The organism is Streptomyces sp. NPDC039462, from assembly GCF_055639375.1.
In genome coordinates this window covers 138,320-163,115 of record NZ_JBVKAO010000001.1, presented here as the reverse complement: position 1 = coordinate 163,115, position 24,796 = coordinate 138,320, and the positions used below count along the sequence as shown (strand labels likewise).

The 24,796-nt window shown below is 71.5% G+C and carries 21 protein-coding genes and 1 riboswitch; of the genes, 10 read left to right on the top strand and 11 right to left on the bottom strand.

Annotated features, from left to right (window positions below):
* Positions 1-47 precede the first annotated feature (47 nt).
* From ACZ7LU_RS00605 to ACZ7LU_RS00595, 3 genes are read right to left on the bottom strand one after another with little or no spacing between them, the layout of a single operon-like run.
* Positions 48-1,235 carry an alkaline phosphatase family protein gene (locus tag ACZ7LU_RS00605; protein WP_471915224.1) on the bottom strand — a complete coding sequence of 396 codons (1,188 nt, stop codon included), beginning with the start codon at positions 1,233-1,235 and terminating at the stop codon, positions 48-50.
* Entirely contained in the window at positions 1,235-1,822 is a 588-nt protein-coding gene (locus ACZ7LU_RS00600; RefSeq protein ID WP_362992738.1) for a DUF5998 family protein, read from the bottom strand. Before ACZ7LU_RS00600 ends, ACZ7LU_RS00605 begins: the two co-directional genes overlap by 1 nt.
* A gap of 47 nt (positions 1,823-1,869) precedes the next feature.
* Positions 1,870-4,731, bottom strand: coding sequence for a bifunctional acetate--CoA ligase family protein/GNAT family N-acetyltransferase (locus tag ACZ7LU_RS00595; RefSeq protein WP_471915223.1), 2,862 nt, complete (start codon positions 4,729-4,731; stop codon positions 1,870-1,872).
* 152 nt (positions 4,732-4,883) lie between these two features.
* Here ACZ7LU_RS00595 and ACZ7LU_RS00590 point away from each other — a divergent pair, with 152 nt between their 5' ends.
* A complete protein-coding gene (locus ACZ7LU_RS00590; RefSeq protein ID WP_362992734.1) occupies positions 4,884-5,165 on the top strand; it encodes an HPr family phosphocarrier protein in 282 nt (93 codons plus the stop codon).
* Between the two features lie 176 nt (positions 5,166-5,341).
* Here the strand turns inward: ACZ7LU_RS00590 and ACZ7LU_RS00585 are convergent, their stop codons facing one another.
* The 4 genes from ACZ7LU_RS00585 to ACZ7LU_RS00570 all read right to left on the bottom strand — a co-directional run bounded on the left by ACZ7LU_RS00585 (position 5,342) and on the right by ACZ7LU_RS00570 (position 10,145).
* On the bottom strand, positions 5,342-6,028 hold the full coding sequence (locus tag ACZ7LU_RS00585; RefSeq protein ID WP_471915222.1) for a GntR family transcriptional regulator: 687 nt from the start codon (positions 6,026-6,028) through the stop codon (positions 5,342-5,344).
* Between the two features lie 194 nt (positions 6,029-6,222).
* Entirely contained in the window at positions 6,223-7,026 is an 804-nt protein-coding gene (locus ACZ7LU_RS00580; RefSeq protein ID WP_468085119.1) for a M23 family metallopeptidase, read from the bottom strand.
* A 13-nt stretch (positions 7,027-7,039) separates the two neighbouring features.
* A riboswitch (cyclic di-AMP (ydaO/yuaA leader) is annotated at positions 7,040-7,201 on the bottom strand.
* A gap of 206 nt (positions 7,202-7,407) precedes the next feature.
* The gene (locus tag ACZ7LU_RS00575; protein ID WP_471915221.1) at positions 7,408-8,793 is read right to left on the bottom strand and encodes a M16 family metallopeptidase; all 1,386 of its coding nucleotides are present in this window, start codon (positions 8,791-8,793) and stop codon (positions 7,408-7,410) included.
* The gene (locus tag ACZ7LU_RS00570) at positions 8,790-10,145 is read right to left on the bottom strand and encodes a M16 family metallopeptidase (protein ID WP_398305176.1); all 1,356 of its coding nucleotides are present in this window, start codon (positions 10,143-10,145) and stop codon (positions 8,790-8,792) included. The genes ACZ7LU_RS00575 and ACZ7LU_RS00570 overlap by 4 nt, the downstream gene beginning before the upstream one ends.
* A 213-nt stretch (positions 10,146-10,358) precedes the next feature.
* On the opposite strand from ACZ7LU_RS00570, the gene ACZ7LU_RS00565 reads away from it, so the two are divergent.
* Positions 10,359-12,812: a DNA topoisomerase (ATP-hydrolyzing) subunit A gene (locus ACZ7LU_RS00565; RefSeq protein WP_398305173.1), complete on the top strand. Its 2,454-nt coding sequence runs from the start codon at positions 10,359-10,361 to the stop codon at positions 12,810-12,812.
* A gap of 57 nt (positions 12,813-12,869) precedes the next feature.
* On the opposite strand, the gene ACZ7LU_RS00560 is transcribed toward ACZ7LU_RS00565, so the two are convergent.
* Positions 12,870-13,934: a CobW family GTP-binding protein gene (locus ACZ7LU_RS00560; RefSeq protein WP_471915220.1), complete on the bottom strand. Its 1,065-nt coding sequence runs from the start codon at positions 13,932-13,934 to the stop codon at positions 12,870-12,872.
* Between the two features lie 388 nt (positions 13,935-14,322).
* Between ACZ7LU_RS00560 and ACZ7LU_RS00555 the strand changes: the two genes are divergently transcribed.
* The 4 genes from ACZ7LU_RS00555 (at position 14,323) to ACZ7LU_RS00540 (ending at position 16,353) form a co-directional block, all read left to right on the top strand.
* On the top strand, positions 14,323-14,820 hold the full coding sequence (locus ACZ7LU_RS00555) for a DUF6082 family protein (RefSeq protein WP_471915219.1): 498 nt from the start codon (positions 14,323-14,325) through the stop codon (positions 14,818-14,820).
* A gap of 139 nt (positions 14,821-14,959) precedes the next feature.
* Entirely contained in the window at positions 14,960-15,196 is a 237-nt protein-coding gene (locus tag ACZ7LU_RS00550; RefSeq protein WP_471915218.1) for a hypothetical protein, read from the top strand.
* 116 nt (positions 15,197-15,312) lie between these two features.
* Positions 15,313-15,975, top strand: a complete 663-nt coding sequence (locus tag ACZ7LU_RS00545; protein WP_471915217.1) for a DUF6082 family protein — start codon at positions 15,313-15,315, stop codon at positions 15,973-15,975.
* A gap of 132 nt (positions 15,976-16,107) precedes the next feature.
* Positions 16,108-16,353 carry a hypothetical protein gene (locus ACZ7LU_RS00540; RefSeq protein WP_471915216.1) on the top strand — a complete coding sequence of 82 codons (246 nt, stop codon included), beginning with the start codon at positions 16,108-16,110 and terminating at the stop codon, positions 16,351-16,353.
* A gap of 143 nt (positions 16,354-16,496) precedes the next feature.
* Here ACZ7LU_RS00540 and ACZ7LU_RS00535 read toward each other — a convergent pair whose 3' ends face one another.
* The gene (locus tag ACZ7LU_RS00535) at positions 16,497-17,702 is read right to left on the bottom strand and encodes a citrate synthase/methylcitrate synthase (protein ID WP_471915215.1); all 1,206 of its coding nucleotides are present in this window, start codon (positions 17,700-17,702) and stop codon (positions 16,497-16,499) included.
* Between the two features lie 120 nt (positions 17,703-17,822).
* On the opposite strand from ACZ7LU_RS00535, the gene ACZ7LU_RS00530 reads away from it, so the two are divergent.
* The 4 genes from ACZ7LU_RS00530 to ACZ7LU_RS00515 are packed head-to-tail and all read left to right on the top strand — an operon-like array spanning position 17,823 to position 22,526.
* Positions 17,823-19,079: a citrate synthase family protein gene (locus tag ACZ7LU_RS00530; protein WP_468562721.1), complete on the top strand. Its 1,257-nt coding sequence runs from the start codon at positions 17,823-17,825 to the stop codon at positions 19,077-19,079.
* Positions 19,080-19,115: 36 nt separating this feature from the next.
* Positions 19,116-20,132 carry a sucrase ferredoxin gene (locus tag ACZ7LU_RS00525; protein ID WP_471915214.1) on the top strand — a complete coding sequence of 339 codons (1,017 nt, stop codon included), beginning with the start codon at positions 19,116-19,118 and terminating at the stop codon, positions 20,130-20,132.
* A gap of 28 nt (positions 20,133-20,160) precedes the next feature.
* Positions 20,161-21,852, top strand: a complete 1,692-nt coding sequence (locus tag ACZ7LU_RS00520; protein ID WP_468562725.1) for a sensor histidine kinase — start codon at positions 20,161-20,163, stop codon at positions 21,850-21,852.
* Entirely contained in the window at positions 21,849-22,526 is a 678-nt protein-coding gene (locus ACZ7LU_RS00515) for a response regulator (protein WP_471915213.1), read from the top strand. Before ACZ7LU_RS00520 ends, ACZ7LU_RS00515 begins: the two co-directional genes overlap by 4 nt.
* A gap of 46 nt (positions 22,527-22,572) precedes the next feature.
* On the opposite strand, the gene ACZ7LU_RS00510 is transcribed toward ACZ7LU_RS00515, so the two are convergent.
* Together ACZ7LU_RS00510 and ACZ7LU_RS00505 are read right to left on the bottom strand one after the other, a co-directional pair.
* Positions 22,573-24,165: a solute symporter family protein gene (locus ACZ7LU_RS00510; protein ID WP_471915212.1), complete on the bottom strand. Its 1,593-nt coding sequence runs from the start codon at positions 24,163-24,165 to the stop codon at positions 22,573-22,575.
* Positions 24,162-24,692: a DUF485 domain-containing protein gene (locus ACZ7LU_RS00505; protein ID WP_471915211.1), complete on the bottom strand. Its 531-nt coding sequence runs from the start codon at positions 24,690-24,692 to the stop codon at positions 24,162-24,164. Before ACZ7LU_RS00505 ends, ACZ7LU_RS00510 begins: the two co-directional genes overlap by 4 nt.
* Positions 24,693-24,796 lie beyond the last annotated feature (104 nt).

Below are 24,796 nucleotides of genomic sequence, written 5' to 3'. Positions count from 1 at the left end.
TCGAAGACCTTTCGGGACTCGGGGAGACAGGGGTGGGCGGGGGCCGGTCAGGAGCGTACTTCGAGGAGCGGGACGAGCTGCTCCACGGGGGTCATGGAGCCGTGCATACCGACCAGGGCGGACTCCTTGGGCTCACGCTCAGAGGCGATGATCGCCACGTCCGCGTGGGCCGCCGCGACGACATCGCCGATGCGCCCGTACACACGTTGATCAATGTGTGGACCGAACCAGCCCGCGGCGATCGCCTCGTCACGTCCGGCCACCCAGAACTGCTCGCCGAGGACCTCGCGCCAGACCGTCAGGACGTCGTTCTCGGCACCCGGGACCGCGTAGACGTGCCGGGCGCGGCCCTCGCCGCCGAGGAGGGCGACGCCGGCGCGCAGCTCCCAGTCCGCGTCGAAGTCGATGCGGGACTCGTCGTCGAAGGGGATGTCGAGCATGCCGTGGTCCGCGGTCACGTACAAGGCGCTGCGCGGGGGCAGCTGCTCGGCGAGGCGCTGCACGAGCCGGTCGACGTACATGAGCTGGCCGCGCCAGGCGTCGGAGTCGACACCGAAGCGGTGGCCCTTGCCGTCCACTTCCGCGTAGTACGTGTAGACCAATGAGCGGTCCCCGGCGGCGAGTTGCTCAGCGGCGAGGTCCATGCGGTCCTCTCCGGAGACCCTGCCCCGGAAGGAACCGCCGCTCAGGGCGACCTTGGTGAGCGGGGTGTGCTCGAAGGTCGGCGAGGAGACCTGCGCGGTGTGCACACCGGCCTCGTGGGCGCGCTGGAAGACGGTGGGGTACGGCTGCCAGGCGTGCGGGTCGGTCCACGGGTTCCAGCGGAGCTGATTCATCAGCTCGCCGGTCGCGGGATCGCGGACGGTGTAGCCGGGCAGGCCGTGCGCGCCGGGCGGCAGGCCCGTGCCGACCGAGGCGAGCGAGGTCGCGGTGGTGGCGGGGAAGCCCGCGGTGACGGGCCGCCCGGTGCCGCCGCGCGAGCTCTCCAGCAGCGAGGTCAGGAAGGGCGCCTCGGCCGGGTGCGCCTTGAGCTGCTCCCAGCCCAGGCCGTCGATCAGGAAGACGCAGTTCCGGTCGGCCGGGGTGAGTTCGGGGATGACGGGTGTGAAGCCGTCGACGCCCTGGTGGGCGACGAGCGTGGGCAGCAGGTCGGCCAGCGAGCCGGTGCCGTACGCGGGCGCGGGGGCGGTGTCGAGGGCGAGCGGTTGTACGTCGTCCCAGGCGGGCAGCGACATCAGCGGGCGGTGTCCGCGGTCGCCTCGGACAGGGCCTGGGCGAAGGCGAGGGTCTGCCGCACGGCGTCGGGGCCGTCGCCCGCCTCGCTGACGCGCAGGCTCAGGTCGTCGGCGGTCGAGCTGCCCGTGTACCCGTGGTCCGCCTCGCAGTTGGGGTCGCCGCAGGCCGCGGGCTCCAGGTCGAGGCGCGCCACGGCGCCCCAGCCGATGGTCAGGACGACCTCGCGGGGCGGGGTGCCCGGAACGTACTTCTCGGGGTTGCCGACGACGCGGCTGACCACGACCGAGGAGATGCGGCCGATCTTGACCGACTCGGTGGAGGTCGTCGCGTACGGCGTCGGGGACGTGCTGTCCGCCGCCTGCTCGTCGGTGTGGCTGACGATGAAGCGCGTGCCGGTCAGGACGAGGACGGTGACGTGCCGGCGCACTTCGTTGGCGTCGAACGTCGTCTCCTGGTGGACCAGGTAGGACCCGATGGCCTCGCCGCCGATCGCGGCCTCCACCGCCTCGGCCACGAGGGCCGGGTAGTAGCCGCTGCGCTCGATCGCCGCGCGCAGCCCCTGGGTCGTCGTACCGGTCTTTGCCATGCCGTCCATCCTACGGCCCGGTGCGGGGCGCACGGTGCCCCGCGGCCTCAGTACCCGGGAAGGGTGCGTGGGCCGAGGTCGTCGCGGGCGGGCGGGGGCGCGAGCCGGACCGAGGCGTCGAGCACGGAGAGGCCGCGCTGGGCGACGACCACGGGCTCCAGGGAGACGGTGACCACTTCGGGGTGGTCGTCGACGAGCCGGGAGACCCGCTGGAGCAGTTCTTCCAGGGCCGGGGTGTCCACGGGGGCGGAGCCTCGCCAGCCGAAGAGGAGCGGCGCGGTCCGGATGGACCTGACCATGGAGCCCGCCTCGCGGTCGGTGACCGGGACGAGGCGGTGGGCGGTGTCTCCGAGCAGTTCGGACGCGGCGCCCGCCAGGCCGAAGGAGAGCACCGCTCCGGCGGCCGGGTCGATGACCGCGCGCACGACGGTGTCGACGCCGCGCGGCACCATGCCCTGCACGACGGGCCGCAGCTCGGCGGGGCTCCCGAAGGCGTCCGTCAATTCCTGGTACGTCCGGCGCAGTTGCTCCTCGTCGGCGAGGTCGAGGCGCACTCCGCCGAGGTCGGCGCGGTGCCGCAGGTGCGGGGCCGTGGTCTTCAGGGCGACGGGGTAGCCGAGGGTGCGCGCGGCCTCGGCCGCCGCGTCGGGTCCCGGCGCGGGCAGCGCCTGTCGTACGCGGATGCCGTAGCGCCCGAGCAGCTCGTGGGCGTCGGCCGGGGCGAGGGTGAGTCCGCGCGGGTCGCCGTCCTCGGCGAGCAGCTCCGCGATGCGGTCGGCGGCCCCGCTCTCGTCGATGTCGTCGTACTCGGGCACGCGCCCCGGCTCGGCGGCCTCGCGCCGCCACTGCGCGTACTTGACGGCTTCGGAGAGGGCGCGGACGGCCCGCTCGGCGGCGGGATAGGCCGGGATGCGGTACTGCTCCGTGGCGGGTGCCGGCTCCTCCGGGGCGTCCGGTGTGCTTGGTGTGCCCGGTGTGTCCGGTGCGGCTTCCTCGGCGGGCGGCCGGCCGGCCGGCGGCGTGGGGGCGTCGGGGCGGGTGCTGGCCGCGGCGGCCAGCGCCTCGGCGAGCCCGCCGAGCTCGACGTGAACCACGGCGACGGGCTTCGCCGGGCAGCCCGCGGCGGCGGCCCGCAACTCCGTGGCCAGCGTCTCGGGGTCGGTGGCGGCCCCGTCCTCGCCCACCCAGGGGATCGCGTTGACGATCACCGCGTCGCAGCCGTCGTCCGACAGCGCCTCGGCGAGCGCGGCACGGAAGTCGGCCGGCGTCGCCGCCGTCGTGAGGTCGCGGGGCGGCAGCGGCCGCAGTCCGTCGGCGACGCAGGCGTCGTACGTGAGGAGGCCGAGGGACTCGCTGTTCCCGAGGATGCCCACGCGGGGTCCTGAGGGCAGCGGCTGCCCGGCGAGCAGCAGCCCCGCGTCGACCATCTCCGTGACGGTGTCGACGCGGATGACGCCCGCCTGGCGCAGCAGCGCCGAGACGGTGGCGTGCGGCAGGCGGGTGGCCTGCACGGCGTGGCCGGTCGGCGTGATGCCGCTGTGCCGGGCGCCCTGGACGACGACGAGGGGCTTGGTGGTGGCCGAACGCCGCGCGAGGCGCGTGAACTTGCGCGGGTTGCCGATGGTCTCCAGGTACATCAGCGTGACGTCGGTGTCGGGGTCCTCGAACCAGTACTGCAGCAGGTCGTTGCCGGACACGTCGGCGCGGTTTCCGGATCCGACGAACGTGGAAAGGCCCGCGCCCCGTCGGTGCAGTCCGGACAGCAGGGCGATCCCGATCGCGCCGGACTGGGTGAACAGGCCGATCCGCCCGCGCGCGGGGGACTGCGGGGCGAGTGAGGCGTTGAGCCGCGTCTCCGGAGAGGTGTTGATGACACCGAAGGCGTTCGGGCCGATGATGCGCATGCCGTAGGAGCGGGCCTGGCGCACCAGTTCGCGCTGCCGCTCGCGGCCGAGCGGGCCGCTCTCTCCGTAGCCCGCGGAGAGCACCACGAGGCCGCGCACGCCGCGCTCACCGCACTCGGCGACGGCCTGGGGGACGCGCTCGGCAGGCACGGCGACCACCGCGAGGTCCACGGGCTCCTCGATGGCCGCTACGGAGCGGTGTGCGGGCACCCCGTCGACGCGGGCGCCCTCGGGCTCCTCTTCGAAGGCGCTGTTCACCGCGTACAGGCGCCCGGTGAAGCCGGACTCCCGGAGGTTGGCGAGCACGCTGCGGCCCACACCGCCGGGGGCCCGGCCCACGCCGATCACCGCGACCGAGCCGGGCGTCAGGAGGCGCTGCACGGAGCGTCCCTCGGCGCGCTGTTCGCGGGCGCGCTGCACGGCGAGCGAGCGGGCGGTCGGCTCCAGGTCGAACTCCAGGCGTACGACGCCGTCCTCGAAGCTGCGCTTCTGCTGGTAGCCCGCGTCCGTGAACACCTTGATCATCTTGGTGTTGGCGGGCAGCACCTCGGCGGCGAAGCGCCGGATGCCGCGCTCCCTGGCGACGGCCGCGATGTGCTCCAGGAGCGTGGAGGCGACGCCGCGGCCCTGGTGGGCGTCCTGCACGAGGAAGGCGACCTCGGCCTCGTCCGCGGGCGCGCTGGCGGCCATGCCGCGGTCGTCGATGCGGTCGTAGCGCACGGTGGCGATGAACTCGCCGCCCACCGTGGCCGCGAGGCCCACCCGGTCCACCTGGTCGTGGTGGGTGAAGCGGTGCACGTCCTTGGCGGACAGCCGTGGGTAGGGCGCGAAGAAGCGGTAGTACTTCGACTCGTCCGAGACCTGTTCGTAGAAGCTGACCAGGCGGTCCGCGTCCTCGGCCGTGATGGGCCTGATCCGGGCGGTGCCTCCGTCGCGCAGCACCACATCGGCTTCCCAGTGGGAGGGGTAGTCGTGCCGATCCTGCTGATCCGACGGGGTCTGCATGGGGCCAGGGTACGGGTCGCGCGGCCGTCGGGGCCGGGGCAAGCTGGGACGGGTCGAGGGCGGCCCGGGCCGGACGCGGGTCGGCAGAGCACCCGTGACGGCATGAGACACTGGTCTAGACAAGTGTGAGACACCTGGAAGGGCAGCAACACATGGCTGAGCGCCGCGTCAACGTCGGCTGGGCCGAGGGCCTTCACGCCCGACCCGCCTCCATCTTCGTCCGTGCGGCCACGGCCGCCGGCGTCCCCGTGACGATCGCCAAGGCCGGCGGCAACCCGGTCAACGCCGGCTCGATGCTCGCCGTGCTCGGCCTGGGCGCCCAGGGCGGCGAGGAGATCGTGCTCGCCTCCGACGCCGAGGGTGCCGACGCCGCACTCGACCGCCTGGCGAAGCTGGTCTCGGAGGGGCTCGAGGAGCTTCCGGAGACGGTCTAGGACACGTTTCCAGCATTACGTGGATGGGGTCACCCGGAATTCCCGGGTGACCCCATCGACGTATGCGGGCGTACGCATCGACGGATGCATCGCCTCGACAGATGCAGCGACGTATGCGGGATTATCCGCTCGGAGAAATAGCTTTCTTCTCGTATACGGAATATACGGAGCCTCCGTTAATTCCGGAGGCCCACCGTGTTTACGGCATGTTGCGAATCCCTCACATGGCCGGCCCGGCGTGCGGGGCGCAATCGGTGGGCGGCCGCGGCCCGTTCGGCGTGCGCGGCGGTGAGTGCCCTGGCCCGCTCGGGGTCCCGGCGGGCGACCGCGTCGAGGATCGCGGCGTGCTCCGACCAGGACTCACCGGGCGCCGCCGGGGCCTGCACGACGTACATCCAGGCGACCTTGTGCCGGAGCTGGGTGAGCAGCGCGCTGAGGCCGGGGCTTCCGGAGGCCTGGGCGAGCGTCTCGTGGAACCAGCCGCCCAGCGAGCGCAGCTCCTCCCCCAGGCCGCTCCTGGAGCGCTCCTGGCCCAGCCTGACGAGCCCGCGCAACACCTTCAGGTGCGCGTCCGTGCGGCGCTGCGCTGCGCGCGCCGCGGCGAGCGGTTCGAGCAGCGTCCTGACCTCCAGGAGGTCGGCCGCCTCCTGTTCGGTGGGCTCGGCGACGCAGGCGCCCGCGTGCCTGCGGGTGACGACGAAGCCCTCGGCCTCCAGCGTGCGCAGGGCCTCGCGCACGGGCACCCGGGAGACGCCGTAGCGGCGCGCGAGGAGTTCCTCGGTGAGCCGGCCGCCCCTTTCGTGGACGCCGGCGACAATATCGTCCCGAATGGCCGTGCATACAGAGTGCGCGGGCACGCGCATGATCGGACCTCCGCCTTAATCCCCGCGAAACGCGGTCGACCGACACTCATTCAGTGACTCTATTGCAAAGCGCGGGAATTTCCGACGGCGGGCCGGAAATCATGGATATCTTTTGGCCAACGCGAAAGCCCCGGCTCTGGGCGAGCCGGGGCTTTCGGAGCTGTGCGGGGTCGGCGTCTGCCGTCCGTCGTCCGTCAGACGTTGACGCCGTGCGAGCGGAGGTACGCGACCGGGTCGATGTCCGAGCCGTACTCCGCGCCGGTGCGGGCCTCGAAGTGGAGGTGCGGGCCGCTGGAGTTGCCGGTGGAACCGGAGAGGCCGATCTGCTGGCCCGGGGTGACCGTCTGGCCCACGGTGACGCCGAGGGACGACATGTGGCCGTACTGGGTGTACGTGCCGTCGTTCATCTTGATGACCACGTTGTTGCCGTAGGCGCCGCCCCAGCCGGCCTCGACGACGGTGCCGGAGCCGACCGCGTGGACCGGGGTGCCGGACGCCGCGTGGAAGTCCACGCCGGTGTGGCTGCCGGAGGACCACATGGCGCCGCCGGTCTGGTAGCCCGTGGAGACGTACGAGCCGCTGATCGGGGAGACGTAGGTGTTCAGGCGCTTGCGCTCGGCCTCGCGGGCGGCGCGCTCCTTGGCCTCGCGCTCCTTCTTGGCCTTCGCCTTGGCCTCGGCCTCGGCCTTGCGCTTCTCCTCGGCGGCCTTCTTCTTGGCGGCCTCTTCGGCCTTCTTGGCTGCGGCGGCGTCGTCGGCGGCCTGCTGCTGCGCCGCGGCCTGCGCGTCGATGCTCGCGGCGAGCGAGTCACCGACGGATATCGCCTGGGTGAGGCCGGTGTGCTCCATGGCGGCTTCGTCGGGGGCGGCGAGCGCCGGGGCGGCGAGGCCGCCGATGACACCGGTGGTGGTGAGCGCCGCGACACCGGCGACGTTCGCGGTGGTACGCGTGAGGCGGCTCGGACGACGGTGCTTCCCGGTGGCACGGGTGAACGCCATGTGGCGGGTGATCCTTTCCTTCCTTCTCGCCTACCGGGTTAGCTGACGGGTTCGGAGCAGGAAGGTCTCCTACGGGTCCCTCGCCTCGCGGCAAGGTGCCCGATTCACCCCAGGGGACATGTGGGTCCCCGGCTCCCCTGGCTCGCGCCGTACGGGGACTCGGCGATGACTGTCCGGTGCCGCGGATGCGGCGTACTGCGCGACGAACAGCCGGGTCGACGCTAAACGCGCCGTCTTCAATCGACAAACAGAAGTCGCCTTTTGTAGCGCACGCCACACGGCAGACAGGCAACCACTGTATGAATTCGGACATATGGGGACCCCAGTGCCTGAAGCGGTCACCGGGGTCCCGATATGTCCTGACTGTGACTCAGCCGTCACTCAGCCCGTGACGACACTCACTTCGCCGATGCCGAGCGCCCTGACGGGCTCCTCGATCTGCGCGGCGTCCCCGACCAGGATCGTCACCAGGCGGTCCGCCGGGAAGGCGTTCACGACGGCGGCGGTGGCCTCCACGGTGCCGGTGGCGGCCAGCTGGCGGTACAGCTGCGCCTGGAAGTCGTCCGGGAGGTTCTGCTCGACCTGGTCGGCGAGGGTGGCCGCCACGGAGGCCGCCATCTCGTACTTCAGCGGGGCGACGCCCACGAGGTTCTGCACGGCCACGTCGCGCTCGGCGTCCGTGAGGCCCTCAGCGGCGAGGACGCGCAGGACCTGCCACAGGTCCTCCAGCGCCGGTCCCGTGTTCGGGGTGTCCACGGAGCCGCTGATGGCGAGCATCGCGGCGCCCGAGCCGTCCGGCGCCGAACGAAGGACCTGGCTGAACGCCCGTACGCCGTAGGTGTATCCCTTCTCCTCGCGCAGGACGCGGTCGAGACGCGAGGTGAGGGTGCCGCCCAGGCAGTACGTGCCGAGGACCTGGGCCGGCCAGACGCGGTCGTGCCGGTCGGCCCCGATGCGGCCGATCAGCAGCTGCGTCTGGACCGCTCCGGGGCGGTCCACGATGACGACGCGGCCGCGGTCGTCGGCGGTCACCGGCGGCACCGGGCGCGGCTCGCCCGGGGAGCCCGTCCAGGCGCCGACCGTGTCCGCGAGGACGGCGTCCAGGTCGGTCCCGGTCAGGTCGCCGACCACGACGAGGGTGGCCGTGGCGGGGCGGACGTGTTTCTCGTAGAAGGCGCGCACCGCCGCCGAGTCGATGGCCGCGACCGTCTCCTCGGTGCCCTGGCGGGGGCGGGACATGCGCGAGGTCGCGGGGAAGAGCTCCTTGGAGAGCTCCTTGGCGGCGCGGCGGGCCGGGTTGGCGGCCTCGTGCGGGATCTCGTCCAGGCGGTTGCGGACGAGCCGCTCGATCTCGCTGTCCGCGAAGGCGGGGGCCCGCAGGGCGTCGGCGAGCAGGCCGAGCGCCTTCGGGAGCCGGGAGACCGGGACCTCCAGGGAGACCCGCACGCCCGGGTGGTCGGCGTGTGCGTCGAGCGTCGCGCCGCAGCGGTCGAGCTCGGCGGCGAACTCCTCGGCGGAGTGCTTGTCGGTGCCTTCGTTGAAGGCCCTCGCCATGATCGTGGCGACGCCGTCGAGGCCCTCGGGCTCGGCGTCCAGGGGCGCTGCGAGGTTGATCTCGACGGCGACGACCTGCTGACCGGGGCGGTCGCAACGCAGCACGGTGAGGCCGTTGGGCAGCGTGCTGCGGTCGGGCGCCGGGAAGGCCCAGGGCCTGGCCTGTCCGGCCTCGGGCTGGGGGTGGAACTGCATCGTCGCGGCCTCGGTCACTTCGCCGCCTCCTCTTCTTCCTCGGCGGCCTCTGCGCCCTCGTCGGCGGCGGTCACGGGTTCGTACACGAGCACGGCGCGGTTGTCCGGGCGCAGGCGGGCCTTGGCGACCTCCTGGACCTCTTCCGCCGTGACGTCGAGGACGCGCTGGACGGCGGTGAGGGCGAGCTGCGGGTCGCCGAACAGGACGGCGTACCGGCAGAGTTCGTCGGCGCGGCCCGCGACCGTGCCGAGCCGGTCGAGCCACTCGCGCTCCAACTGCGCCTGGGCGCGCTCCATCTCCTCCGGAGTGGGGCCTTCCGCGGCGAAGCGGGCCAGCTCCTCGTCGACGGCGGCCTCGATCACGGGGACCTCGACGTCGCCGGACGTCTTCACGTCCAGCCAGCCGAGCGAGGGCGCCCCGGCGAGGCGCAGCAGGCCGAAGCCCGCGGCGACCGCGGTGCGGTCCCGGCGCACGAGGCGGTTGTAGAGCCGGGAGGACTCGCCGCTGCCGAGGACGGTGAGGGCGATGTCGGCCGCGTCGCACGCGCGCGTGCCGTCCTCCGGGAGGCGGTAGGCGGCCATCAGGGCGCGGGCCGGGACGTCCTCCTCGACGACCTCGCGCAGCTCCTCGCCGATGCGCTCGGGCAGGGACCCGTCACGCGGCGGCTGCTTGCCGTCGTGACCGGGGATCGACCCGAAGTACTTCTCGATCCAGGCGAGCGTCTGCTCCGGGTCGATGTCGCCGACGACCGAGAGGACGGCGTTGTTGGGCGCGTAGTACGTGCGGAAGAACGCGCGCGCGTCCTCCAGGGTGGCCGCGTCAAGGTCGGCCATGGAGCCGATCGGCGTGTGGTGGTACGGGTGGCCCTCGGGGTACGAGAGGGCGGTCAGCTTTTCGAAGGCGGTGCCGTACGGGACGTTGTCGTAGCGCTGGCGGCGCTCGTTCTTGACGACGTCGCGCTGGTTCTCCATGGACTCCTCGTCGAGGGCGGAGAGCAGCGAGCCCATCCGGTCGGCCTCGAGCCAGAGGGCGAGCTCCAACTGGTGGGCGGGCATCGTCTCGAAATAGTTGGTGCGCTCGAAGCTCGTCGTGCCGTTGAGCGAGCCGCCCGCGCCCTGGACCAGCTCGAAATGGCCGTTTCCGTGCACCTGCTTCGAGCCCTGGAACATGAGGTGCTCGAAGAGGTGCGCGAGGCCGGTTCGCCCCTTGACCTCGTGGCGTGAGCCGACGTCGTACCAGAGGCAGACCGCGGCGACGGGGGTCAGGTGGTCCTCGGAGAGCACCACGCGCAGGCCGTTGGCCAGCCGGTGCTCGGTCGCTGTCAGGCCGCCGGAGCCGGCCTCGGCTGTGGCCGTGTGACCCATGGGCATGTACGTCCCTTCGATCGCTAAAACATTGCTGGTTCTGCCAGTCCTGCCACTGTATGCAAGCGTGCGGACACCTGACGAAGTTCCCGGTCCGCCCTCGGCGTAGTCGCGTGTGACACCGCCGGTGCACGGGTCGTGGTCGGCGTTGTCAGTGGGACAGTCCACAATGGTCGGCGTCAGAACCCGCACTTGCTTGGTGAAGGAGCCGCAGCAGCGATGGCCCGCCGCAGCACGAAGACCCCGCCGCCCGACGACGCGTACGAGGAGAAGATCCTCGACATCGACGTAGTCGACGAGATGCAGGGCTCCTTCCTCGAGTACGCGTATTCGGTCATCTACTCCCGCGCCCTGCCGGACGCCCGCGACGGCATGAAGCCGGTCCACCGCAGAATCGTCTATCAGATGAACGAGATGGGCCTTCGCCCCGACCGCGGCTATGTGAAGTGCGCCCGCGTCGTCGGCGAGGTCATGGGTAAGTTGCACCCGCACGGAGACGCGTCGATCTACGACGCGCTGGTGCGCATGGCCCAGCCCTTCTCGATGCGCCTCCCCCTGGTGGACGGCCACGGCAACTTCGGCTCCCTCGGCAACGACGACCCGCCGGCCGCCATGCGGTACACCGAGTGCAAGATGGCCGACGCCACCTCCCTGATGACGGAGTCGATCGACGAGAACACCGTCGACTTCGAGCCGAACTACGACGGCCAGGAGATGGAGCCGTCCGCCCTCCCCGCGGCGTATCCGAACCTCCTGGTCAACGGCGCGTCGGGCATCGCCGTCGGCATGGCGACGAACATGCCGCCGCACAACCTCGGCGAGGTCATCGCCGCCGCCCGCCACCTGATCAAGCACCCGGGCGCCGACCTCGAGACCCTGATGAAGTACGTGCCGGGCCCCGACCTGCCCACGGGCGGCCGGATCGTCGGGCTCAACGGCATCAAGGACGCGTACGAATCGGGCCGCGGCTCCTTCAAGATCCGCGCGACGGTCTCCGTGGAGAACGTGACGGCGCGCCGCAAGGGCCTCGTCGTCACCGAACTGCCCTTCACGGTCGGCCCCGAGAAGGTCATCTCCAAGATCAAGGACCTGGTCGGCTCGAAGAAGCTCCAGGGCATCGCGGACGTCAAGGACCTCACCGACCGCTCGCACGGCCTGCGCCTGGTCATCGAGATCAAGAACGGCTTCGTCCCCGAGGCCGTCCTTGAGCAGCTCTACAAACTGACGCCGATGGAGGAGTCCTTCGGCATCAACAACGTCGCGCTGGTGGACGGTCAGCCCCTCACCCTCGGCCTCAAGGAGCTCCTTGAGGTCTATCTCGACCACCGGTTCGACGTGGTGCGCCGCCGCAGCGAGTTCCGCCGCGGCAAGAAGCGCGACCGCCTGCACCTGGTGGAGGGCCTCTTGGTCGCCCTCCTGGACATCGACGAGGTCATCCGCCTCATCCGCTCCAGTGACAACTCCGCGCAGGCCAAGGAGCGCCTGATCGAGCGCTTCTCGCTCAGCGACATCCAGACGCAGTACATCCTGGACACGCCGCTGCGCCGGCTGACCAAGTACGACCGCATCGAGCTGGAGTCCGAGCGCGACAAGCTCAACGGCGAGATCGACGAGCTGACCGGCATCCTCGAATCGGACGCGGAGCTGCGCAAGCTGGTCTCCTCCGAACTGGCCGCCGTCGCCAAGAAGTTCGGCACCGACCGGCGCACCGTGCTCCTGGAGTCGGCCGGCTCCCCGGCCGCCACGGTCTCGCTCCAGGTGGCGGACGACCCGTGCCGGGTGCTCCTGTCCTCGACGGGCCTCCTGGCCCGCACGGCCAACGGCGACCCCTTCGCCGACGGCGACACCAAGCGCGTCAAGCACGACGTGATCGTCTCGGCGGTGCCGGCGACGGCGCGCGGCGAGGTGGGTGCGGTCACCTCCCAGGGGCGGCTGCTGCGCCTCTCCGTAGTGGACCTTCCCCAGCTGCCGGAGACGGCGAGCGCGCCCAACCTCTCCGGAGGAGCGCCCGTCGCGGAGCTGCTCACCCTGGAGAAGGACGAGAAGCTGATCTGCCTGATGACGCTCGACGAGTCCTCGCCGGGCCTCGCGCTCGGCACCGAGCAGGGCGTCGTCAAGCGCGTGGTCCCCGACTATCCGTCCAACAAGGAAGAGCTGGAGGTCATCACCCTCAAGGACGGTGACCGGATCGTCGGCGCGGCCGAGCTGCGCACCGGCGAGGAGGACCTGGTCTTCGTCACGGACGACGCCCAGCTCCTGCGTTACCAGGCCTCCCAGGTCCGCCCGCAGGGCCGGCCCGCGGGCGGCATGACGGGCATCAAGCTGGCCGCGGGCGCGAAGGTCATCTCCTTCGCGGCGGTGGACCCGGCGGTGGACGCCGTGGTCTTCACGGTGGCGGGCTCGCGCGGCACGCTCGACGACTCGGTGCAGACGACGGCCAAGCTCACGCCCTTCGACCAGTACCCGCGCAAGGGCCGCGCCACGGGCGGTGTGCGCGTCCAGCGGTTCCTGAAGGGCGAGGACTGCCTGAGCTTCGCCTGGGCGGGCCCGACGCCGCCGCGCGCGGCCCAGCGCAACGGCTCCCCGGCGGAGCTGCCGGAGATCGACCCGCGCCGCGACGGCTCGGGCGTCTCGCTGGGCAAGCCGGTGACGGCGGTGGCGGGACCGGTGTAGCGCGGGACCGGTGTAGCGCGGGCCCGCTGCAGCCGCGGACCGGTGCAGCCGCAGCGGCTACACCTCCTCGTCAGCCTCGTCAGGCTCCTGCACGTACCGCAGTACGCCCCACATGCCACGCTCGTCGGCCTGTGGGGCGTATTCGCGACACCCCTCCAGCTCCTTCTCCAGGGCCGGTACGTCGATGTGTGACCCGATGAGCACGAGCTGGGTCAGCCGCGGCTCGTCCGGAGCCCACGGCTCCAGGTAGAAGCGGAGGAACCGCCCCACGGCGTGCACCTCGTACCGGTTGCGCGGGTCGGCGGGGCCGAAATCGACGTACCCCTTGATGCGGTAGAGCCCTTTGGGACGGCTGTCGAGCAGGGCCATCAAGGCGCGCGGCCCCATGGGCACGTCCGAGGTGAAGGCGAGGCTTTCGTAGGCGGAGTGCAGGTGGTCGTGATGACCGCCCTCATGGTCCTCACCGTCTGCGTCGTGATCGTGCAGATCGTCGAAGGAGAGCTGCCCGACCCGCTCCCCCACCGGCGCGCGGTCGAAGAACAGCTCGACGTCGACGCGGCCGTAGGAGGCGGCGACGACGGCCGCGCGCCCCGCGAGCCCGCGCACGATATCCAGGACGCGCTCACGCTCCTCCGCGGGCACACGGTCGGTCTTGTTGACCACGACGAGATCGGCGATGCCCAGGTGCCGGTCCACCTCGGGGTGCCGCTCCCTGGTGGCGTCGAACTCGGCGGCGTCGACGACCTCGACGAGCCCTCCGTAGACGATGTGCGGGTTCTCGCTGGCGAGCAGCATCTTCACGAGTTCCTGCGGCTCCGCGAGCCCGCTCGCCTCGATGACGATGACGTCGATCCCGGCGGCGGGCCGGGCGAGCCGCTCCAGGTACTCGTCGAGCTCACTGCCGTCCACGGCACAGCACAGACACCCGTTGCCGAGGGAGACGGTCGAGTCGCCGAGCTGCCCCGCGACCGACATGGCGTCGATCTCGATCGAACCGAAGTCGTTGACGATCGCTCCGATCCGGCTGCCGCCGCTGCGGTGCAGCAGATGGTTGAGCAGGGTGGTCTTGCCCGAGCCCAGGAAGCCGGCGAGGACGACGACCGGAATCTGCTGCTTGTTCAACGCGGACCTCTCGTGTCGACGCTGGTACGGACCGCGGCGGATCCCGCGACGGATCCCGTACGACGAATGAAGACCGGCCAAGGATAGGCGGGCGTAGCCGGGCCGCGAAGTGAACGATTGTTAGCGGCGCTCGCGGGGCACACGTCAGACACGGCGCCGGGATGCGCGACTGCTTCTGCTCCCCGTGCGCCGCCGTGCCACCTCCCCGCCGATCAGAGCCGCTCGGCACTCTGGGAGACGGCAAGCGCACCGCCCACCGCTCGCCGGTCCGCTCCCCGTCGACCCGCACCCGACGACCGGCGGACGGTCGCCCGAATCGGGGGTTGACATGGCCACACAAAAAGCTTGGGTACGGGGGGTGGGTCCTGCCGCCGCAGCGGGGCTGGCCTTGGCCGTCGGCACCGTCGGTGCCCTCATCAAGCAGCAACACCAGCTCAGGAAATTAAGTCTGCGGCTCAAGCGATGCGAGCAGATGGACCGGGGCCAGCAGCGGCACGTCGACTTGGCCAACCAGCAGCGGCTCCAGTGGGAACTGCTGAGCAAGGCGATGGAGGACCCCACGCTGGCCGCGGTGCTCGACACGTCCGAGGGCTCAGTCCCGCCCGCCAAACACCGCCAGTTCCTCTTCGCCAACGCCCTGTACACCAACGCCCTGCTTGCCTACCGCATCGGCAACGTCTCCCGGGCAGAGCTCTTCGGCCATCTGCGCGGAACGCTCCAGAACCCCATCTTCCGTGAGTACTGGGAGGTCACCCGGGACGCCAGGGCGAGCCTCGAAGAGGACTCCGTGGAAGCCCAAGTGGGACGGATGGTGGACCACTTGATCCATGACTTGGACGAAGCCGACACGGATGAGTGGTGGGTGGTGGGGACTCCGCCCGAGTGAGCAGGTGACCGAGCGGGCGAACGGCCCGGAAAATGTCATATCTGCGGTTTAGCCCACCGCATGGGCAGTAACGTTCTGCCGCCCACGCCGTTCTGGCACGCAGCACCCATCCGCCGTCACCCAGAGGACCAGGATCCCCTTGAAGATCATGCGCCGCATCGGTGTACCCCCGCGCGAACGAGGTTGCACCTCCGGCCAGACATGCCCCGACATCTTCGAGTTGACCGACGGAACCTTCGCCGTCATCGGGAGGGACGAGACCGACGTGCTGGATACGGAGCTGCCGCCCGATGCCGGACGCGCCGACTACGAACGCATCGTCGTCGTCAGCCGTGAAACATTGATCCGGGCCAAGGCGGACATCCCTGACATGTAGCCATGTGGGAGCCGTGCGAGGGCGCGGAACGGACACTCAGACGCCTTCGAACGGCTCCCGCGACCAACCGGATGGCCCCAGCCACCCATTGGCGAAGGCCGGAGGAGGGCGCCCCAGTGACACGACACAACGGCAGACCGCACGGCGCGGTCGCATGGGCCGGCGCGGCCCTGGCCTCACTCACCGTCATCTGCATAACCCCCTTCCTGCTCAATGGCCTCGCGCCGCGATCGCTGGACTGGAACCGTCTCAGTGACATCAGCCAGACCTACGGCGCCCTGTCCGTCCTCTTCTCGGGCGCCGCGCTGGTGGGCGTCGCCCTCTCGTTGGCCCACCAGTCGCGACAGACCCGCATACAAAACGAGGGGATCCACCGCTCCACTCATCACCAGCTCACGCTGCTCACCCTGGAGAGCCCGGCCTTCCTGGTGTGCTGGGAGCCACCCAACATGCCTGTCACGCAGGAACGCTGGCGGCAGCTTCTCGTGAGCAACCTGATCGTCAGCATGTGGTGGAGCGACTTCAAGCTCGACCTGTGCGGCGAACCCGCCTTGCGGGCGATCCTGAAGGACTACTTCCGCGGTGAGGTCGGCCGTGCCTACTGGGCGAACAGCGGGCCGTCCTGGCATCGGCTCGCGGAACCGGGTTCCGACCGCCGCCTGTGTGCCTTCGTGCGCATCGCCGATGAGGTGCACGCGACCTCCGTGGCGTCCGGTCCCGCCGTGCCATCCGCCGCATACTTCACACCGCCTCATGCCGCTCCGCCGAACGGCGGCTGAGACCGCACCACAGGCGAGGTACAGACAGCTCATGGCCAGCACACAGGACATACACAGGTTGGCTGATTCTCGCCGGTCGCCGCGAGCGGAATCGGCGAGGACGGGCCCTCGGCGGATGGGAACCTACCGCTCGTGACCACACCAGACATCACTCGCCGTATTGGTGCCTCTCCCCGTCAGCGCGGCAGCCTCGACGGCAACACGTGCCCCGACATCTTCGAGCTGAGTGACGGCTCGTTCGCCGTCATCGGCGCCGACAGGACAGCGACACTCGACAGCAAACTTCCGGCCGACGCTGGGCGTTCGAGTGACGAGCGGATCGTGGTCATCACCCGCGAGACACTAATTCGCGCCAAGATCGACATTCCTGATGTCTGATCACTGAACCGCACTCCGGTATGCCGCATCACGTTGGCGTCCCGGGAGTTCCCTGTGTCCGCATCCATCGAGGCCTGGTCACCACCATCCGGAGTGGCCAGGCCTTCCCACGTCAGTCCTCCGGCCCCAGGAGCGGACCTCGGTCAGCCGCCCGCGGGAACCGGCGCCGAAGGAGCCTGTGTCGGAGGAACCGGCACCGGAGGAGCCACCCCCACATACCGCGCCGCCGGCCGGATGATTTTCGGGTCGCGGGCCTGTTCCAGGATGTTGGCGCTCCAGCCGACCACGCGCGCCGAGGCGAACGTGGGCGTAAACATCTCGCGGGGCAGCCCGCACAACTCCATGACCACGCCCGCGTAGAACTCCACGTTCGTGTGCAGTTCGCGACCCGGCTTCAGTTCCGCCAGGATCGCCTCGACGTGCCGTTCGACCTCGACCGCGAACTCGACCAGCTCGCCGCCGAACCGCTGGGCGATGCCCCGCAACATGCCCGAGCGCGGGTCCTCCGTGCGGTAGACGGGGTGCCCGAAGCCCATGATGCGGTCACCCGCCAGGACGCGCTCGCGGATCCAGCCGTCGATGCGGTCGCGCGTGCCGATCGCGTCGAGGGTGTCGAGGGCGCGGCTCGGCGCACCGCCGTGCAGCGGTCCCGACAGCGCGCCGACCGCGCCCACCAGGCAGGCGGCCACGTCCGCGCCGGTCGAGGTGATGACCCGGGCGGTGAACGTCGACGCGTTGAAGCCGTGGTCAATCGTTGAGATCAAGTACTGCTCGATCGCCCGGGCGCGGGTGGCGTCCGGCTCCGAACCGGTGAGCATGTAGAGGTAGTTGGCGGCGTACGACAGGTCGTCGCGGGGTTCGACGGGGTCGAGGCCCTGGCCGAGCCGGTACAGCGCGGTGAGCAGCGTCGGCACGACGGCGGACGCGGCGAGGGCGTCCGCGCGGCGCCGGTCGTCGTCGATGTCGTACACCGGGCGGAAGCCTTTCGACGCCCCGAAGAGCGACAGGGCGGTGCGGAGTCCGGAGAGCGGACCCGACAGCACGCTCGCGCGCGCCACGGCGGGCAGCGCGGCGCTCACCTCCGTGGGCAGGTGGCGCAGCGACGCCGTGTGCGCGGCGAAGGCGGCGCTCTGCCCGGCGTCCGGCAGCTCGCCGTGGAGCATCAGGTGCCACACGTCCTCGAAGCTGCGGCTCTGCGCGAGCTCGACGGCCGAGTACTGGCGGTAGTGGTAGAAGCCCTCGTATCCCCTGACGTCTCCGACTTCGGTCTCGGTGACGACGACACCCGCGAGTCCTCGTGGGACCTCCACGGGCTCGGTGGGGGTGGCGGCGGAGCCATTGATCGGCATGTTGTTCCTCGACTTCCTCCCTGGACTTGATTCGACTGTCCATGCTTGACTGGAAGTCTGTCAATATTGATTGAATCAATGTACGCATACAGTTGTCGGGATGCGGATACGGTGACGCCCATGACGGATCAAGGAGCCACGCGCGAAGGCCGTCGGCTCAGCACCAAGGAAGCCGCCGAGCTGCTCGGCGTGAAGCCCGAGACCGTGTACGCGTACGTGAGCCGCGGCCAGCTCAGCAGCCGCCGCGGCCCGGGGTCCCGGGGCAGTACGTTCGACGCCGGGGAGGTCGAGGCGCTGGCCCGCAGGAACAGGCGGGAGCCCGCGACACCGACCACGGGCAACGAACTCTCCGTGCGCACCCGCATCACGCTCATCGACGAGGACCGCTACTACTTCCGCGGTGTCGACGCCGCGGAGCTCGCCCTGAACCACTCCTACGAAGAGGTCGCCGAGTGGCTGTGGACCGGTGTCCTGCGCCCCGGCATCCACTTCACCGCCCCGAAGGAGACCGTCGCCGCGGCCCGTCGCGCCGTCAACGCGCTGCCCGAGCACAGCGGACCCACCGACCGGCTCCGCGTCGCCGCCATCTCCGCCGCGGCCGCCGACCCGCTCCGCTTCGACCTCTCCGAAGAGGCGGTCATCGGGACCGCGCGCACGCTGATCCCCACCCTCGTGACCGCGCTGCCGCCGGTCCTGTCCGGCCACCGCGACGAGGGCCCCCTGGCCCGCCGCCTGTGGGCGCGGCTGACCGGCAGCAAGCCCGACGAGGCAGCGCTGCACGCGCTGGACACGGCACTCGCGCTGCTCGTCGACCACGACCTGGCCGCCTCGACGCTCGCCGTCAGGGTCGCCGCCTCGGCGCGCGCCCATCCCTACGCCGCGGTGTCGGCGGGGCTCGGCGTCCTGGAGGGCCCCCTGCACGGTGCGGCGAGCGGCCTCGCCCACCGCATGCTGCTCGACGTGCTCGACCGGGGCAGCGCGAGCCCCGTGGTCGCCGACGAACTCCGGGCAGGACGCCGCGTCCCCGGCCTCGGCCACCGCCTCTACCAGGGCGAGGACCCGCGCGCGCAGGCGCTGTTCGCCCTCCTGGAGGCGATGCCGAAGGCAGGACCCGCCCTCGCCGCGGCCCGCGACGTGGTGGCCACCACCGCCCGCCACACCGATCTGCACGCCAACGTCGACCTGGCGCTGGCCGTCTTCACGGTCTCCTCGGGCATGCCGGCGGAGGCGGGCGAGACGATCTTCGCGGTGGCGCGCACGGCGGGCTGGATCGCGCACGCCCTGGAGGAGTACGAGGAACGACCGCTGCGCATGCGCCCCAGCGGCCAGTACGTGGGCCTGCGTCCGCCCCGGCCGATGCCCTCCCCGGAGGGGTGAACCGCCCGACGTGAGGCGTAGCTTAGGCTCGCCTGTGTGAGTACGTGTGCGACTGCCTCGCGGGACCTGGCCGAGCCTCTCGCGGGAACCGCCGCCACCGCCAGGACATGGCTCCTGCTGGAACAGCCGGGCCCCTGGGGCGCCAAGGCACTGAAGTCCAGCCATCTCGACCCGGAGGTCGGCCGCGCCCTGGAGAAGGCCGCTGAGGGAACCGGCGTGCGCGTCGCCCTCATCCGCCGCCCCGGACGCCACGCGGACTGTCACACGCCGCGCCGCCACCAGGTGTACGTGGGACACACCGTCCCCGGTCGCACCTGGCTGCGCGGCGCCGTGCTCGACGACCCGCGGCGACTGCTGGACCTCGACTTCGCCGCCCTCGGCGCGGGCGACCACGGCGGCTTCGGGGCCCCGCACACCGGCGCCCCGCTCGCACTCGTCTGCACGAACGGCAAGCGCGACCGCTGTTGTGCCCTGCTCGGCAGGCCGCTCGCCGCCGCACTCACCGCCTCGGGTGAAGAGGGCGCCTGGGAAATCACTCATCTGGGCGGTCATCGGTTCTCCCCGACCCTGCTCGTGCTGCCCCACGGATACGCGTACGGCCGGATGGACGTGCCGGCCGTCAAGGAAGTCCTGGAGGCGGTGCGCGCGGACCGCGTCGTCACCGAGGGCTGCCGGGGCAGCTCGGCCTGGGAGCGGCCGGGACAGGCCGCCGAGCTGGCGGTGCGCAGGTCCACCGGGGAGGACGCGGCGGGCACGCTGAACGTCGTCGCCACGGAGGGCACGGACTCGCACGGGACGGGTTCACGCGGGACAGGTTCGGACGACACGGATCCGCATGGCACGGCTCCGCGTCTGGAGGTGACCGTCGCGCACTCCGACGGCCGCCGGTGGCGGGTCACCGTCGAGCAGGGCGCTTCCCTGCCACCCCGCCCGGAGAGCTGCGGCGCGGCCCTCGCGTCGCCCGCGCGGATGGACGTGGTGGCGATCCGGGCGCTCCCTGACGGCCCCGGCGGACCGGGGGACGAGATCCCCGCCACAGTGACTTCGGAGTAGGCCGCTCACCGCCGTACCGTTCGTACACATGAGCCCCACCTCCCCTGCGCGACGCCTCCGCCTCGGTCTGCCGCGGCGCGTGTTCTCGCAGGTGCTGCTGATGCAGCTGGCCATCGCCGCCGGGGTCGCGGTGCTCGCCACCGGCCTCTTCCTCGCACCGCTGAGCGATCAGCTCGACGACCAGGCGATGCGCCGCGCGCTCGCCATCGCCCAGACGACGGCCGCCCAGCCGGAGATCGCCGAGGACCTGTCGGCCTCGCGGCCCACGGCCGACGGGCCGGTCCAGGCGGCGGCCGAGCGGATCCGGCGGGCCAGCGGCGCCGAGTACGTGGTGATCATGAACAAGAAGGGTGTGCGCTGGTCCCACACCGACCGCACCCAGATCGGCAAGGTCGTCTCGACGGACCCGAGCGACGCCCTCGCGGGCCGCGACGTCATGGAGATCGACAACGGCACCCTGGGCCGCTCGGCCCGGGGCAAGGTGGCACTGCGGGACGCGCACGGGGACATCGTGGGCGCCGTCTCCGTAGGCATCGAGTACGACAGTGTGCGGGCTCGCCTGGTCCACGCGATCCCGGGGCTGCTCGCCTACGCGGGCGGGGCTCTCGCCGTCGGCGCGCTGGCGGCGTATCTGATCTCCCGCAGGGTGCAGCGGCAGACCCGCGACCTGGCCTTCTCGGACATCTCCGCGCTGCTCGCGGAGCGCGAGGCGATGTTGCACGGCATCCGTGAGGGCGTCGTCGCCCTCGACCGCACCGGCCGGATCCGGCTGCTCAACGACGAGGCGCAGCGCCTCCTCGGTCTCGGCACCGAAGTGATCGGCCAGCCGCTCGACGCGGCGCTCGGCCCCGGCCGGACGACCGACGTACTCGCCGGCCGGGTGACCGGCACCGACCTCCTGACGGTGCGCGGGCAGCGCGTCCTGGTCGCCAACCGCATGCCCACCGACGACGGGGGCGCCGTCGCCACCCTGCGCGACCGGACGGAGCTGGAGCAGCTCGGCCGCGAGCTCGACTCCACCCGCGGCCTCATCGACGCCCTGCGCGCCCAGGACCACGAACACGCCAACCGCATGCACACGCTCCTCGGCCTGCTCGAACTGGAGATGTACGAGGAGGCGGCGGAGTTCGTCGGCGAGGTGGCCGGGGCCCACCGCGTGACCGCCGAGCAGATCACCGAGAAGATCCACGATCCGCTGCTCGCGGCCCTGCTGGTCGGCAAGGCCACGGTGGCCGCTGAGCGGGGCGTCGCGCTCTCTGTGCGGCGCGAGACCGCTCTGCCGGACCGGCTCGTCGATCCGGGCGGGCTCGTCACGATCGTCGGCAACCTCGTCGACAACGCGCTCGACGCCGCAGCGGGCACCCGCCACGCGCGCGTGGAGGTCGACGTGCGCGCCGAAGGGCGAACCGTGGTCCTCCAGGTCTGCGATTCCGGCCCGGGAGTCCCCGCCGAGCAGCGCGAGACCATCTTCACCGAGGGCTGGACCACCAAGGAGCCGCCGGCTCACGGCAAGCGCGGCATCGGCCTCGCGCTGGTCCGCAGGCTCGCCGAACGGCAGGGCGGCTCCGCCCGGGCCGGTGAGGCGCCGGACGGGGGCGCGGAGTTCACCGTCGTCCTGCCCGAGGCGCTCACGCGGCCCGAGCTCGCCGCGCCGGAGGAGCACGATGACCGCGCGCACGAAGGAGCGACGATGACCAGGGCCCCGAAGGAGCCACGATGATCGAGGTACTCGTCGTGGACGACGACGTCCGGGTCGCGGACGTCAACGCCGCCTATGTGGCGAAGATCCCCGGCTTCCGGGTGGCGGCGAAGGCGCACAACGCCGCCGAGGCCCTGCGGCTCGTCGAGGACGTCCCCGTCGATCTGGTGCTGCTGGATCACTATCTGCCGGACGAGACGGGCCTCTCGGTCGTACGCAGTCTGCGGGAGCGCGGCCATCAGACCGACGTGATCATGGTGACCGCGGCGCGTGACGTCGCCACGGTGCAGGCGGCGATGCGGCACGGCGCACTCCAGTACCTCGTCAAACCGTTCTCGTACGCCGGGCTCCGCGCCAAGCTCGACGCCTACGCGACGCTGCGCCGCACCCTGGAGGGCGGTGGCGAGGCGGAGCAGGCCGAAGTGGACCGCATCTTCGGCGCCCTCTCGGCCACCCCGGCGCCCGAGCTGCCCAAGGGCCACTCCCCCACCACGGCGGAGCTGGTGCGGCGGGCCCTGATGGCCGCTGAGGGGCCGCTCTCGGCCCAGGAGCTGGCGGACCGCACCCGGCTCAGCCGGCAGACGGCACAGCGCTATCTGAAGCTCCTGGAGCGCACGGGCCGGGTCAGGCTCAGTCTCAAGTACGGCGACACGGGCCGTCCGGAGCACCGCTACGAGTGGACGGCCGGCGCCTGAGCGCTCCGGGAGCGGTCCAGTGGCCCCCGGGTCATCGGCGGAACCGTTACGCCGCGCCCGCGCCCGTGAGCGACCGCACCTCCGTCTCCGCGTGCTTGGCCTCGTCCGCCTCCTCGCGCGAGGTCACCGTGCCGAGCCACCCCGCGAGGAAGCCCAGCGGGATGGAGACGAGGCCGGGGTTCTCCAGGGGGAAGTACTGGAAGTCCACCCCGGGGAACAGCGAACCGGGCTCTCCGGAGACGACGGGCGACAGAATCACCAGCGCGAGAGCGGGCAGCAGTCCCCCGTACACCGACCAGACCGCACCCCGCGTGGTGAAGTTCCGCCAGAACAGCGAGTAGAGCAGCACGGGCAGGTTGGCGGAGGCGGCGACCGCGAAGGCGAGGCCCACCAGGAACGCGACGTTGAGGTCGCGGGCCAGCAGGCCGAGGCCGATCGCGACCACGCCGATCCCGGCCGCGGCGAGCCGGGCGACCGCCACCTCGCTGCGCGGCTTCGCGTTCCGCCGCCGCAAGGAGGCGTACAGGTCGTGGGCCACGGACGCCGAGGAGGCGAGGGTGATGCCGGCGACCACGGCGAGGATCGTGGCGAAGGCGATGGCGGCGACGACCGCGAACAGAACCGTTCCGCCTGTGGTGTAGGCGCCGCCTCCCAGGTCGAGCGCGAGGAGCGGAACCGCCGTGTTCCCCGCGGCGTTCGACCCGCGCACCGCGTCCGGGCCCACCAAGGCCGCCGCGCCGAAGCCGAGCACGATCGTCATCAGGTAGAAGCTGCCGATGAGACCGATGGACCAGACGACCGAGCGGCGGGCGGCGCGCGCGGTCGGCACGGTGTAGAAGCGGGACAGGATGTGCGGCAGACCGGCGGTGCCGAGCACGAGCGCGAGACCGAGACTGATGAAGTCGAGGCGCGCGGTCCAGTCGCCGCCGTACCGCAGACCGGGGGCGAGGAACCGGTCGCCGTGGCCGCTCCGGTCCGCCGCGGTCCGCAGCAGCTGGTCGAAGTCCCCGTGGAAGCGCACCAGGACGAGCACGGTCAGCGCGATCGCCCCGCCCATCAGCAGGACCGCCTTGACGATCTGGATCCAGGTGGTGGCCCTCATCCCTCCGAACGACACGTAGAACACCATGAGCGCGCCGACGCCGACCACCGTCCAGGTCTGCGCCGCACCGCTCGTCCCGCCGAGCAGCAGCGCCACCAGTGAGCCCGCCCCCACCATCTGCGCCACCAGGTAGAGAACGGACACGGTCACCGAGGAAGTTCCCGACGCGATCCGCACCGGACGCTCCCTCATCCGTGCGGCGACGACGTCCCCGAGCGTGAACCGGCCGCAGTTGCGCACCAGTTCGGCCACGAGGAACAGCACGACCAGCCAGGCGACGAGGAAGCCCACCGAGTAGAGCAGCCCGTCGTATCCGAAGAGGGCGATCAGGCCGGAGATGCCGAGGAAGGAGGCGGCCGACATGTAGTCACCGGCGATGGCGAAACCGTTCTCCATGGGGGAGAAGAGCCGCCCGCCCGCGTAGAACTCCTCCGCGGTGCCGTGGCGGTTGCGGCTCGCCCAGGTGGTGATCGCGAGGGTGACGGCCACGAACACCCCGAACAGCAGCAGGGCCAGGCCCTGGTGATCCCCCGTCATCGGCCGGCCCCCTGCTCCCGCCGCTGCTCCTGCTGCCTCTTCTGCTCGAAGACGGCCCAGCGCAGGTCGAGCGCCGCCCGGTCCCGCCGCAGCCTCGCGTGTCGCGCGTACGCCCAGGTCAGCAGGAACGTGGTGAGGAACTGTCCGAGCCCCGCCAGCATCGCCACGTTCACGGCTCCGGCGACGGGGCGTGCCATCAGGGCCGGCGCCGACGTCGCGGTCACGACGTACGCGACGTACCAGGTGAAGAAGACGGCGCAGGCCGGGACGACGAACCGCCGGTACCTGCCGCGCACCTCCTGGAAGGCGTCGCTGCGCTGCACTTCCAGGTAGATGTCGGCCGGGCTCGCGCTCCGCTGGGAGGCCACGGTCCGGGGCGACACCACGGAGGCCGGCGCCCCCGTGCCGTCCGGTTCCCCCCAGCCGGACGCGAGCGCGTCGTACCAGGGATCCCTCAGGTCTCCGGACCGGCCCCGGCCGGCATCGGCCCGGCCCGGCACCACATCGGGCCCGTCGTGCTTCTCCACCGAACTCTCCTTAGCCCGCGGCCCTGTTCGGCCACGTGCCCAAGGATGGGCAGAACGGGAAGATCCGTGACTCTCCTCCCAGCGCTCTTCACCCCATCAGGTGA

Coding starts and splice junctions, on each gene's coding strand:
- ACZ7LU_RS00595 (WP_471915223.1), bottom strand. CDS start 4,731: ATGCAGACCCCGTCGGATCAGCAGGATCGGCACGACTACCCCTCCCAC.
- ACZ7LU_RS00520 (WP_468562725.1), top strand. CDS start 20,161: ATGAGCCCCACCTCCCCTGCGCGACGCCTCCGCCTCGGTCTGCCGCGG.
- ACZ7LU_RS00530 (WP_468562721.1), top strand. CDS start 17,823: ATGACGGATCAAGGAGCCACGCGCGAAGGCCGTCGGCTCAGCACCAAG.
- ACZ7LU_RS00585 (WP_471915222.1), bottom strand. CDS start 6,028: ATGCGCGTGCCCGCGCACTCTGTATGCACGGCCATTCGGGACGATATT.
- ACZ7LU_RS00510 (WP_471915212.1), bottom strand. CDS start 24,165: ATGACGGGGGATCACCAGGGCCTGGCCCTGCTGCTGTTCGGGGTGTTC.
- ACZ7LU_RS00565 (WP_398305173.1), top strand. CDS start 10,359: ATGGCCCGCCGCAGCACGAAGACCCCGCCGCCCGACGACGCGTACGAG.
- ACZ7LU_RS00570 (WP_398305176.1), bottom strand. CDS start 10,145: ATGCCCATGGGTCACACGGCCACAGCCGAGGCCGGCTCCGGCGGCCTG.
- ACZ7LU_RS00580 (WP_468085119.1), bottom strand. CDS start 7,026: ATGGCGTTCACCCGTGCCACCGGGAAGCACCGTCGTCCGAGCCGCCTC.
- ACZ7LU_RS00600 (WP_362992738.1), bottom strand. CDS start 1,822: ATGGCAAAGACCGGTACGACGACCCAGGGGCTGCGCGCGGCGATCGAG.
- ACZ7LU_RS00605 (WP_471915224.1), bottom strand. CDS start 1,235: ATGTCGCTGCCCGCCTGGGACGACGTACAACCGCTCGCCCTCGACACC.
- ACZ7LU_RS00590 (WP_362992734.1), top strand. CDS start 4,884: ATGGCTGAGCGCCGCGTCAACGTCGGCTGGGCCGAGGGCCTTCACGCC.
- ACZ7LU_RS00515 (WP_471915213.1), top strand. CDS start 21,849: ATGATCGAGGTACTCGTCGTGGACGACGACGTCCGGGTCGCGGACGTC.
- ACZ7LU_RS00535 (WP_471915215.1), bottom strand. CDS start 17,702: ATGCCGATCAATGGCTCCGCCGCCACCCCCACCGAGCCCGTGGAGGTC.